The organism is Pseudomonas sp. 21LCFQ02, assembly GCF_024129895.2.
GTDB lineage: Bacteria > Pseudomonadota > Gammaproteobacteria > Pseudomonadales > Pseudomonadaceae > Aquipseudomonas.
Genome location: NZ_CM178749.1, coordinates 2,901,579 through 2,913,268 on the forward strand (window position 1 = coordinate 2,901,579; position 11,690 = coordinate 2,913,268).

At 60.7% G+C, this 11,690-nt stretch carries 12 protein-coding genes; 8 read left to right on the forward strand and 4 right to left on the reverse strand.

What is annotated here, in order from left to right:
* Positions 1-16: 16 nt before the first annotated feature.
* On the reverse strand, positions 17-805 hold the full coding sequence (locus NJC40_RS12880; RefSeq protein ID WP_253138978.1) for an alpha/beta fold hydrolase: 789 nt from the start codon (positions 803-805) through the stop codon (positions 17-19).
* Between the two features lie 12 nt (positions 806-817).
* On the reverse strand, positions 818-1,741 hold the full coding sequence (locus tag NJC40_RS12885) for a LysR family transcriptional regulator (RefSeq protein WP_045488560.1): 924 nt from the start codon (positions 1,739-1,741) through the stop codon (positions 818-820).
* Between the two features lie 56 nt (positions 1,742-1,797).
* Here NJC40_RS12885 and NJC40_RS12890 point away from each other — a divergent pair, with 56 nt between their 5' ends.
* The 4 genes from NJC40_RS12890 to NJC40_RS12905 all read left to right on the forward strand — a co-directional run bounded on the left by NJC40_RS12890 (position 1,798) and on the right by NJC40_RS12905 (position 5,654).
* Positions 1,798-2,115 (forward strand): 3-phosphoglycerate kinase, encoded by a 318-nt coding sequence (locus NJC40_RS12890; RefSeq protein WP_253138975.1) that lies wholly within the window; start codon positions 1,798-1,800, stop codon positions 2,113-2,115.
* 115 nt (positions 2,116-2,230) lie between these two features.
* On the forward strand, positions 2,231-2,830 hold the full coding sequence (locus tag NJC40_RS12895; protein ID WP_045488566.1) for an FMN-dependent NADH-azoreductase: 600 nt from the start codon (positions 2,231-2,233) through the stop codon (positions 2,828-2,830).
* Positions 2,831-3,014: 184 nt separating this feature from the next.
* Positions 3,015-3,884 (forward strand): carboxylate/amino acid/amine transporter, encoded by an 870-nt coding sequence (locus NJC40_RS12900; protein ID WP_253138972.1) that lies wholly within the window; start codon positions 3,015-3,017, stop codon positions 3,882-3,884.
* A gap of 189 nt (positions 3,885-4,073) precedes the next feature.
* Entirely contained in the window at positions 4,074-5,654 is a 1,581-nt protein-coding gene (locus NJC40_RS12905) for a methyl-accepting chemotaxis protein (protein WP_253138969.1), read from the forward strand.
* Between the two features lie 27 nt (positions 5,655-5,681).
* Here NJC40_RS12905 and NJC40_RS12910 read toward each other — a convergent pair whose 3' ends face one another.
* Complete coding sequence (locus NJC40_RS12910) at positions 5,682-6,773, reverse strand: NADH:flavin oxidoreductase/NADH oxidase (protein ID WP_045488572.1); 1,092 nt, start codon at positions 6,771-6,773, stop codon at positions 5,682-5,684.
* Between the two features lie 97 nt (positions 6,774-6,870).
* Between NJC40_RS12910 and NJC40_RS12915 the strand changes: the two genes are divergently transcribed.
* From NJC40_RS12915 to NJC40_RS12930, 4 genes are all read left to right on the forward strand, one after another.
* Positions 6,871-7,170 carry an ArsR/SmtB family transcription factor gene (locus NJC40_RS12915; protein ID WP_045488575.1) on the forward strand — a complete coding sequence of 100 codons (300 nt, stop codon included), beginning with the start codon at positions 6,871-6,873 and terminating at the stop codon, positions 7,168-7,170.
* Positions 7,171-7,377: 207 nt separating this feature from the next.
* Positions 7,378-8,142, forward strand: coding sequence for an SDR family NAD(P)-dependent oxidoreductase (locus NJC40_RS12920; RefSeq protein WP_253138965.1), 765 nt, complete (start codon positions 7,378-7,380; stop codon positions 8,140-8,142).
* 82 nt (positions 8,143-8,224) lie between these two features.
* Positions 8,225-9,457, forward strand: a complete 1,233-nt coding sequence (eutH, locus tag NJC40_RS12925; RefSeq protein WP_045488581.1) for an ethanolamine utilization protein EutH — start codon at positions 8,225-8,227, stop codon at positions 9,455-9,457.
* 142 nt (positions 9,458-9,599) lie between these two features.
* On the forward strand, positions 9,600-10,403 hold the full coding sequence (locus tag NJC40_RS12930) for a LuxR C-terminal-related transcriptional regulator (RefSeq protein WP_253139499.1): 804 nt from the start codon (positions 9,600-9,602) through the stop codon (positions 10,401-10,403).
* 142 nt (positions 10,404-10,545) lie between these two features.
* Here the strand turns inward: NJC40_RS12930 and NJC40_RS12935 are convergent, their stop codons facing one another.
* Positions 10,546-10,944 (reverse strand): hypothetical protein, encoded by a 399-nt coding sequence (locus NJC40_RS12935; protein ID WP_253138963.1) that lies wholly within the window; start codon positions 10,942-10,944, stop codon positions 10,546-10,548.
* Positions 10,945-11,690 lie beyond the last annotated feature (746 nt).

The window sequence follows — 11,690 nt, forward strand, 5'->3', positions numbered from 1 at the left end:
CAGTGCGAGCCTTGCCTCAGACTTCCTGTGCGGCAATGAATTGCAGCAGGGTACGGTTGAATGCCTCGGGCTGATCCAGCGGTGTGGCATGCCGGGAGTTTTCGATGACCACCAGCCGGGCATTGCGGATCAGCTTCACGTAAGCCTGCTTGACTGCCACCGGGGTGTAATCACGGTCGCCGCTGATCACCAGGGTCGGGCAGTTGATGCGCGACAAGCGTTCCTGCACGCCCCAGCCAACAATCGCGTCAAAACTGGCCAGGTAGGCGCGCTTATCGTTGCGTGCCCAACGCTCGGCAATCTTGCGCCGCAGATCGGCCTGGTCAGGGCGCGGGAACAGCAGTTTGCCCAGCGCCTGGCCGAGGGCCTGCATGCTCAGCAGGCGTGCCAGGCTCCAGCGCTTGAACCACTGCCACACCTCATTGGCGCTGCGCACTTTGACCTGCGGGCCGCTGTTGACGATGCACAGGCTTCTAAGCCATTGCGGATGATCCACTGCCAGTTGAAAGCCGATCATGCCGCCCATCGACAGGCCCACCACATGCACCGGTTCCAGGTGCAGGTGCTCGATCAGGGCTTCGACATCGGCGCTGAAGCCCTTGATGCTGTAACGCTCGCGGGGTTTGTCGGAGCGGCCGTGACCGCGAATGTCCAGGGTGATGACCCGGTGCTGGGCGGCCAGCGCCGGGATCTGGTATTCCCAGTCCAGGCCGCTGGAGCCCAGACCGTGAAGCAGCAGCACCGGGCTGCCCTGGCCGTACTCCTCGTAGTGCAGTGAACAACCGTCGTGTTCAAAAAAGGCCATGCGTGACTCCTGTCAGGCTTGGGGTGGGGCCGCGAATGGCGCATCCAGCGGCGCGGTATCAAAGGTACGGATCAACTCGATCAGAATTTGCGTTGCCGGACCCAGCGGTTTGTCTTTGGAAGAATAAAGATAGAACGCCGGGTTGCGATTGCCGCCTTTATCCAGCGGCAGCAGTTTGAGGACGCCTTCACGCAGTTCACGCTGGATCATGTGCCGGGGCAGCCAGGCAAAGCCCAGACCGCTGCTGACGAAGGTCGTTGCCGTTCCCAGGCTGCCGACTGTCCAGCGCTGTTCGGCGCCCAGCCAGCCGACGTCACGTGGCTGCTGGCGGCCCGAGTCGCGGATCACCACTTGTAACTGGCTTTCCAGGTCCTGAAAGGTCAGCTCGCGATTGGCCTGATGCAGCGGGTGTTCAGGGTGCGCCACGGCAACGAATTCGACCCGGCTCATTTCCGTGCCGAGATAACCGGGAATGCTCAGCGCGCTGATCGCCAGGTCAGCGACCCCTTCGAGCAGCACTTCTTCGACCCCGGACAACACCTCTTCACGCAGGCGCACCCGGCAGCCGCGGCTTTGCGGCATGAATGCGCTCAGCACGCGGACAATCCGTGCGGTGGGGTAGGCCGCATCGACCACCAGCCGTACTTCGGCTTCCCAGCCCTGCTCCATGTGGTAAGCGAGGTCTTCCAGCTGACTGGCCTGCTTGACCAGTTGCCGTGAGCGGCGCAGCAGCACACCGCCGGCCTCGGTGAGCACGGCCTTGCGCCCGTCGATACGCAGTAGCGGCACACCCAGCTGTTCCTGCATGCGTGCCACGGTGTAGCTCACCGACGATTGCGAGCGGTGCATGGCCTCTGCTGCCTGGGCGAAGCCGCCGTGGTCGACCACGGCTTGCAGGGTGCGCCATTGATCAAGAGTGACGCGGGGGGCTTTCATCGCCTGTTGCTCCTGTTTATTGTCCGGTCATCACCCCTGAGTAAGGAGACTGCCCGATGAACCGAATCTGTTGTGCTGTGCTGGCCATGCTGCCGACTGCCGCGCTGGCCTATCCCATCGAAGTGCAGAAAAGCACGCCCGGGGTGCAGGTCGATTACCGCAGCCATGACACCTACCACGACACTGGGTCGCTGACCCTGGACAACTATGGCCGGGTCGACGCGCGTTGCCGGGTGGAATTCATCAATGGCCCGGAAGCACCGCGTGTCCGCCGTGTCGAGGTCAAGGCCGGGCAAAGTCTCAACGTGGTGTCGAAATTCAATCGCAGCATCATCAAGCTGCGGGTCAAGCTGGAATGCGAACCGGCAGCGTAAAGCAATCAAGCAAAATATTCGATTGGACGTAGCAATTTTTTGCGCTTTTTAACGGATGAGTCGATGATTAAGCTGTGCTCCATCACATCAAATATGACTTCAAGGAGCACAAACCATGTCTCGCGTACTGATCATCGAAAGCAGCGCTCGCCAGGAAGGCTCTGTATCCCGCCAGTTGACCCGGCAGTTCATCGAGCAATGGAAGGCCGCCCACCCACAGGACGCTATCAGCGTCCGTGACCTGGCCGTCGAGCCAGCGCCACACCTGGACGCCACCTTGCTCGGTGGCTGGATGAAGCCCGATGATCAGCGTGATGCCAGCGAGCAGGCCGCCCTTGAGCGCTCCAACCTGCTGACTGATGAACTGGTCGCTGCCGATGTACTGGTGCTTGCCGCACCGATGTACAACTTCGCCATCCCCAGCACCCTGAAAGCCTGGTTCGACCATGTGTTGCGTGCCGGTGTGACCTTCAAATACGGCGAGACCGGCCCGCAGGGTCTGCTGACCGGCAAACGCGCTGTGGTCCTCACCGCCCGTGGTGGCCTGTACACCGGCGGCGCCATGGACCATCAGGAACCCTACCTGCGCCAGGTGCTGGGCTTCATCGGCATTCATGAGGTGACCTTCATCCACGCCGAAGGCCTGAACATGGGCGGTGAGTTCAGCGAAAAAGGCTTGAACCAGGCACTGGCCAAGCTGGCCGAAGTGGCCTGATACCACGCTGTCATACCGCCAACAAGGAACCTCTGTAGGAGCAGCTTCAACTGCGAAGCTTTCACAGGCTTTCGCGGCTGATGCGGATCACCGCCCGCCGCTGCTACATGGCTCACGTTGGTGCTCGTCTGGACAGTGCCTCGCCTGACCCGCTATGGTCGCCACCGGTCTACAAGGGGCAATCATGGGTTATCTATTTACCGTCGCGCTGATTCAGGCGCTCTCTTTCAGCCTGATCGGTGTGTATCTGGCCGGGCATGTCGACAGCTATGTCGCCGTGCTGATCCGCGTGCTGCTGGCCGGGCTGGTGTTCATCCCGCTGACCCGCTGGCGCCAGGTCGAACCGGGCTTCATGCGCGGCATGCTGCTGATCGGTGCCCTGCAGTTCGGCATTACCTACGTATGCCTGTACCTGAGTTTCAGGGTGTTGACGGTGCCGGAAGTGTTGCTGTTCACCATCCTGACCCCGTTGCATGTGACCCTGATCGAAGATGCCCTGAACCGGCGTTTCAACCCTTGGGCATTGTTGGCCGCACTGGTTGCGGTATTGGGGGCCGGGGTCATTCGCTACGACGGCCTGGACGGCGAATTTTTCGGCGGTTTTCTACTGCTGCAATTGGCCAACTTCACCTATGCCGCCGGGCAGGTGCTGTACAAGCATCTGGTCGCTCGTTACCCCAGTGATCTGCCCCATTACCGGCGCTTCGGCTATTTCTTTGTCGGCGCACTGCTGGTAGTGCTGCCGGCCTGCCTGGCGTTCGGCAATCTGCAAAAGCTGCCCGATGCGGGGCAGCAATGGTGGGTGCTGGTGTTCCTTGGCCTGTGTTCCACGGCGCTGGCCATGTACTGGTGGAACAAAGGCGCGTGCCTGGTGCCGGTTGCCAGCCTGGCAGCGATGGGCAATCTGCATGTGCCGCTGGGGCTGTTGATTAACCTGCTGATCTGGAATCAGGACCAGGACTACACCCGGTTACTGATCGGCGGCGGGGTGATCATTGCCTCGGTATGGCTCAGCCGTCTGGGCACCCGTCGCGAGCCGTCAACGCTCAGATGACGGCTTTGTGCCGTCAAGTAAATAGCGGTTTTGAGGGCGAGAAGACGCTTGGTCGGCGTTGAGTCAAAAATTTGTGGTGGGGTTGATGTGCGTCAACTGGCCACTATGGCGAGCAGGTAGAACGTCGGCCTGCGCCGCGCTGCCTGATGGGCAGGGAGGCTCTGAAATCCCTGTCTCAAGGAACGCCTCATGCCCTCTGAACTGCCAGCCGGCGGCCGTCATATCGAACTTGCTGCCGACGCCAATATTCTTTCCACCACCAACGGCAAAAGCCATATCAGCTATGCCAATGCCGAGTTCATTGATATCAGTGGCTTCACCGAAGCAGAACTGCTCGGGCAGCCGCACAATATCGTGCGGCATCCGGACATGCCCGCGCCGGTGTTCAAACACATGTGGCAAACCCTGGCCAGTGGCCGTTCATGGATGGGACTGGTCAAGAACCGCTGCAAGAACGGCGACTATTACTGGGTCAGTGCCTATGTGACGCCGATCCGGCGTAATGGCCAGATCGTCGAATACCAGTCGGTGCGCAGCAAGCCTGAAACCGCGCACTGGCAAGCTGCCGAGCGGCTGTATGAGCGGTTGCGCAATGGACCGGTGGTGCTGCGTGCAGGCGGTTTTCGCCATCGCTCAATGGCCCGAGTGGGAGCCTTGGTCGGCAGCGGGGCCGTGGCCGCAGGTTGGGCGTTGGCGTTGCCGCCCAGCGGCGTACTGGTGCTGGGCGGTCTGTGCAGTGCCTTGGCCATGCTCGGGGTGGGCAGTATTTTGAGGCCGGTGCAGCAACTGGCGCAGCACGCCCAGGCCCTGACCGATAATCCGGTCAGTCAGTTGCTCTACACCGGGCGCCGTGACGAGCTGGGCCAGATCGAATTTGCCTTGCGCATGCTGCGCAACGAAACCGGCGCAGTGATCGGCCGTATCGCCGATGCCTCGCAAAAGGTTGGTGAGCAAACTCAGGGGTTGCTCGATGAGATCGATGCCAGCAATGCGTTGTCGATGCAACAGCAGGCCGAGACCGATCAGGTGGCGGAGTTGGTCAATTCCGTGGCCAGCAGCACTCTGGAGGTGGCCGGTCATGCGCAAAGCGCCGCCACGCTGGCCAGCCAGGCCGGTGAAGCAACCCTGTGCGGGCAGCGCATCGTGGCGCGCACCTGTGAATCGATTGCCAGTCTGGAAGCGGATATCCAGCGAGCGGTCGAAGTGGTCAATCACCTGCAGAGCCATAGCAGCGAGATCGCCACGGTCCTGGATGTGATTGGTGGCATTGCCGAACAGACCAATCTATTGGCCCTCAATGCCGCCATCGAAGCGGCGCGGGCCGGTGATCAGGGCCGCGGTTTTGCGGTGGTCGCCGATGAAGTCCGCGGCCTGGCAGCGCGCACCCAGCAATCGACCATGGATATTCATCACATGATCGAGGGGTTGCGCAGCAAGGTGCTGAGCGCCGTCAGCGTGATGGACAGCAGCCGCGAACAGGCGGCGGCCAGTGTCGGCCAGGCCAGCCAGGCGACTGATGCGTTGCGCGATATCGGCTTACGGGTCGAAGCCATCGCCCGCATGAATGCCCAGGTGGCAGCGACCATGCACGAGCAGAGCCGCCGCACCGAGGCAATCAATCACAACATTGGCAGTATTCGCCGGGCGGCGGAGCGCAATGTCGAGGCCAGCGGCAACAACCATGGCCGTGCCAGCCAGGTCCTGCAACTGAGCACCCGCCTGCACGGGCTGGTGCAGCAGTTTCGCAGCAGCGCCAGCCAGCGCCGCTGATCGCTGGCAAGCAACAGCGCCGGTTACTCAGCGATAACGCTCAAGCCAGTGGGCATACGGCGCCGGCAGGGTCCAGGAGGCGTTGTCCACGCCCAGTTCCTTGGCGGCGAAGTAGCTCCAGTGCGGGTCGGCCAGGTGCGCACGGCCGACCGAGACCAGATCCAGATGACCGGCCTTCACGGCTTCGTTGGCCAGTTGCGGGGTGCCAAAGCCCCAGGCCGAGGTCACCGCAATACCGGCTTCGCGGCGGACCCGCTCGGCAATCGGCCCCATGAATGCCGGACCCCACGGAATGTTGGTTTCTGCAATGGTGAAGCCAACGCTGACACTCAACAGATCCAGGCCGCCGGCCTTGAACCGGCGGGCCAGTTCGATGGACTCGGTGAGGGTCTGTTCGTCACGGCCGTCGTATTCCAGCACGCCGAAACGCGCGGTCAGCGGCAGGTTCTCTGGCCACACTTCACGCACGGCCGCCAGGGTCTCGAGCAGGAAGCGGCTGCGGTTATCGAAGCTGCCGCCGTAAGCATCCGTGCGCTGGTTGCTGTGTTCGGAGAAAAAGCTCTGGCCCAGATAGCCGTGGGCGAAGTGCAGTTCGATCCATTCAAAGCCGGCGTCACGGGCGCGACGGGCGGCATCGACGAAGTCCTGCTTGACTCGCTGGATGTCCGAGAGGGTCATCTCGCGTGGCACTTTCGGCAGGTGGTGGCCGAAGGCAATGGCCGACGGGGCAATGGTCTGCCAGCCGCGTGGATCGTTTGCTGCGATATGGTCATCACCTTCCCACGGGCGATTGGCGCTGGCCTTGCGGCCGGCGTGGGCAATCTGGATGCCGGGCACGGAGCCAGCCGCCTTGATCGCCTTGACCGCCGGAATGAATGCCTGCGCCTGCTCGTCGGTCCAGATACCGGCACAGCCTGGGGTAATACGGCCTTCGGGCGCCACGGCAGTGGCTTCGACCACCACCAGGCCGGCGCCACCACGCGCCATACCGGCCAGATGCACATGGTGCCAGTCGTTAACCACGCCTTCTTCGGCGGTGTATTGGCACATCGGTGGAATGGCGATGCGATTGCGCAGGGTCACGTCTTTAAGGCTGAAGGGTTCGAACAGGGCGGTCATGGAAAACTCCGTTACAGTCGGTACAATTGTTAATACGATAGTTCGATAGTATTCGAAATATGGCGAATGTTGAAGCCCCCCGTTATGATGCCGCCCTATGAGAAGCTTCAAACACCCCATCCTTCAGGACTTCACCCTCGAACGTGTGCTCTACGCGTTGAGCGACCCGGTGCGCATGCAAATTGTCCGCTGCCTGGCGGGCGTTGAAGAGGCCAGTTGCGGTGAACTGGACGGCGGCCGCCCTAAATCCAGCATGTCCCATCACTTTCGCGTGCTGCGCGATGCCGGCCTGGTGCACACCCGCAATGTCGGTACTACGCACATGAACTCATTGCGCAAAGACGAAATGAGCGAGCGCTTTCCCGGCTTGCTGGATGCGATTCTGGCCCAGGTCTAGCCCAGACCTGGGCAGCGCCAGCCCGTAGGAGGGGCTCGAGCTCCCGAAGCAGAGCTGATTCCTTCTCTATCTTTTTCGACAAAAATTCTTTTTAAAACAACAGGTTGATTGCTCATATACCGCTCGGTATATGGACTCCTTCTGCTGCCGGTCATAGCTTGAGCTTTGGAAACCTCAAGTTACACCTGCAACCAGGAGAAAAACGAAATGGGTCGATTGCAAGGCAAGGTCGCGCTGATTACTGGCGGCGCAGGCGGTTGCGGGCTGGCCGCGTCAGAGCTGTTTGCCAAAGAGGGCGCCAAGGTGGCGATTCTCGATCTGCCAGGCAGTGATGGTGAAGCCGTTGCCGCGCGGATCAACAAGGCGGGCGGTACTGCGTATTTCTTTGCCGCCGACGTTGCCAATGGCGCGCAGGTTGAGCGCGCGGTACGCCAGGCCGAGGCGCATTTCGGTCCCGTCACCGTGTTGATGAACCACGCCGGCACCATCGCTGCCGGTCCGTTTCTGGAAACCACCGAAGCCGATTGGGACCGGCTGATGGGCATCAACGTCAAAGGCATGTTCCTGGTCACCAAGGCGGTACTGCCCGGCATGCTCGCGGCGGGCGGCGGCAGCATCGTCTGCACCTCGTCCATCTCGGCGGTGGTCGGCACGCCGATGGAGGTCGCCTACTGCACCACCAAGGGCGCCTGCCACATGTTTGCCCGGGCGATTGCCGTGGAGTATCGCGACCGCAATATCCGCAGCAATGCGGTATGCCCAGGATTTATCGGTACGGCCCATGGCCTGCGCGAAATCGAGCTGCTGCAGGGCCATGGTGTGGATGTCTCCGAGCAAGCCATCGCTGGCATGCAGGGCCGCCTGTGCGCCCCGGCCGAAGTGGCTGCCGCTGCGCTGTTTCTGGCCAGCGACGAGTCGAGCTTCGTCAATGGCACTCACCTGTTCGTCGACAATGGCTACACCGCGATCTGAGCAGTGCACCAGAATAAAAATAGCTGCAACGCTGCACTGAAAATTCCTGCCAAAACAAACTCTTACAATAGAAGAGGCAGCAATGGAAAACATCGGCACTTATGTCATTTACCTGATCATGGTCTGCGCCGTGATCGGCGCCATCGCATCGATCTACAACCCCGAGTCGGAGCTGGGCAAGGAGTTTACCGCCGGCATTAACAGCATCGGCCCGATCTTCCTGCCGGTGGCCGGGATCATGGCCGCCATCCCTTATATTTCACAGTTCATCAGCGTGTTCATCGCGCCAGTGTTCCAGGCCATGGGCGCCGATGCTGGGATTGCCGGGCCGATTTTCATTGCCGCAGACCTGGGCGGTTATCAACTGGCCCAGGCGTTGTCGAGCAGCCCCGAAGGCTGGATAGTCGGGCTGATTACCGGCTTTCAATGCGGCTCGACGGTGATTTTCGTGATCCCGGTGGGCCTGGCGATGCTCGACAAGCGCGACCACAAATACATGGCGCTGGGCATTATGGCTGGCCTGCTGAGCATCCCGGTCAGCATCATCATGATTGCCCTGCTGATGCAGGGCATGGGCCTGAACGTGCGCCCGGACATTGCCACCACCGGTATACCGACTCAGGCGTTGCACTTCACGCTGACGGGGCTGATCCAGAACCTGATGCCGCTGATCCTGTTCTGTTGCGCCCTGGCCGCTGCCTTGCGTTACCTGCCGAACCTGATGGTGGCGATCTTCCTCAAGCTCGGCCAACTGATGTATGCGTTGGTGACCCTGGTGCTGGTGGCCTCGATTGTCGAGTACTTCACCGGCTTCTTCAGCTCGACCTTCGGTCGCTGGGGTTTTGCGCCGATCATCGCCGATAAAGAGGACCAGATGCGTGCACTGGAAATCGCCGGTTACGTGAGCATCATGCTCTGTGGCGCTTTCCCCATGGTATGGCTGATCAAGCGCTACCTGTCAGGTCCGATTGAGAAGGTCGCCGGTCGGGTAGGGCTGTCGCCGGTGGGCGCTGCGGGGATTCTTGCCGCGTCGGCCAATATCCTGGCCATGTTCCGTCTGCTGGCCGACATGCCGCCCAAAGACAAGGTACTGGTGGTGGCTTTTGCCGTGTGCGCGGCGTTCACCTTTGGTGACCACTTGGCCTATTCAGCCAACTTCCAGCCCTCGATTATCCTGCCGCTGATTATCGGCAAGCTGGTGGGCGGCGTGATCGGCATGGGCCTTGCTTGGTGGTTGGCGGTGCCCAAGGCGATCGAGCTGGGTCAACAGGATGAGTCCGAGCGCCGCTTCAGTGCAGCCCCCGGTCTGTCCTGACCCACGCCAATAAAGTGCTATAAGGGCCGGCGCACCTGCGTCGGCCCCTTATATCCACCGCTGAGCGGTTACGTACCATTTTGGGGTATCTTGCCCGCAGAGGGTGCGCAGCAAGGATTTTCCGGACATGAGCATGGCAAGCATAAACGCCGATGATGCACAGCGGCTGGCCCCCCTGATCAACGCGGTAGGCACCGATCGGCTCGGTCCGGCAATCGATTCACTATTACGCCAATGGCTCGATTTCGACATGAGCTGCGTGTACCTGTTTCGCTTCAACCACAACGCTGTATTGGTGCACGACGGCTACAACCAGTGCGTACCGCAACGCACTCTCAACGCCTATATCCGTGGCGGCTATTTGCTTGACCCGTTCTACGTGGCTTGCATAAACGACCACCCGGCCGGGCTATGGCGCATGAGTGAGCTGGCGCCGGATTGCTTTTTTTCTTCAGGGTTTTCCATCTCTCAGGACATCCATCCCTGTGTATCGTCCGGGCACGGCACGCTGATCGAAGAAATCGGCTTCATCATCCCTCTGCAGTCGCGTGTTGCCATCGTCTATTCGCTGATGCGCAACCTCAGCGGTGGCCCGTTTCAGCCTTGGGAAATGCGTGCCCTGGAGGCGCTGGCACCGTTGATCAACTCATTGTTCGAGCTGCACTGCCGGATCCGCTACAGCGACAGCTGCAAAGCCAGCGACCCTGGCGACGCCAAGTCAGAAGATGCTTTTATGGAGATTCTTCAAGGGCAACTGACTGAAACCCAGCGCTACATTGCCAAGCTGATCCTGCAGGGCCATAGCAGTTCGTCCATCGCGGCGGTGCTGGGGATTTCGGAAGGAACGGTAAAGGTGCACAAGCACAACATCTACCAGCGCCTGGAAATATCCAACAACGCTGACCTGTTTCGGTTGTTCATCGATTACCTGACCCGAGTGGCGTAGGAGCGGCCGGACGGCGATCCGCTTTAGCCGGGAAAATACCTCTGTGGGAGCGACCTTGGTAGCGCAGAGGCCGGCTGCTCCCACAGAGATTTGTGATACTTAACCGAACAGTACTGCCGCTAAAGCGGCTACGGTATAGGCGTCAGCTACCGCCACCTGCGCCACCGCCGCCGCCAGCACCTCCAGAGCCGCCGCTGGAGCCACCGGCACCACTGGCGCCACCTGGGCCGGCACTGCCTGCGCCACTCGCTTCACCGGTGCTGCCGCTGGTGCCACTGCCGGTCGAACCGCTGCCGCTTTGGGTACCGCTTGATTGACCGCCGTTGCCGCTGCTGCCGCTCATCCCGCCGTTGCCACCGGAGTTGGTGCCAGGGGTGGTGGCGCCACTGGGGTTGCCGCTGTCTTGCGACATGCCGGGGTTAGCCGTGGTGCCGGATGGGCTGGTGGTCGTGCCGTCGGTGTTGGTGGCGGCAAAGCTCAGGGGAGTGATAACGCCCAGGCACAGAGCCAGGGCCAGTTGGTGAGGCCGAATCAATTTCATGGTGGTACTCCTTTTTGTTGATCACCAACGATTCGGCTGCGTAAGCGGGGCGAGGGTGCCATGTGGGGCGACGGGTGGTCGTATGTCCTTCAAGGACTGATGGGGGTGATGGCAGGCTGGACGGTACTGTTCAATTGCTTGATTCGTCCCTCCAGACCACCATTTTCCTGATAGCTGGAGTAGAGCGTCATTAGACCGAAGAGGGCGAGTGCGACCGCTACTGAGGTGAAGCCGCTAAGGGTTTGGTTGCCCAACGATCGCTAGAAGCCTGGCCTCAGACTGTCTATCCGGGACACGATGACATCATCGCTAATCGACTCTCTCAACTGTGCGCCGAGTTGGTCGAGGGATTCTTCGATGAAGTTCTTCGCAAACTGCTCTGCTTGATCCCGGTACATCGCGACTTGTTGAGCGGTACAGGCGACTTGCTTGAAAACATCATGGTTATCGTTGGTGTGGTTGCGAATCCACTCGATTTTGTGGCGTTTGTACAGTGAGTAGGCGGTTAGACCTGGAGAGTCATCGTCGTTCTCGACTAATCGTCGGAAGACGTCGCACGTTGCTGATGCCGATCCCGATATAGCCGGTGCAATGCACTCTGATGATCTGTCAGCGGGAGGCTTGCAGGATCTGCCTGGATCATTGCCGACAGTGATATCTGCGCTGGCAGACAAAGGCTCGCGACTCATGTCAGCGTGACAAACGTTCGTATGCCCGTTTCATCATGGCATTGATGGCTTCTTTGG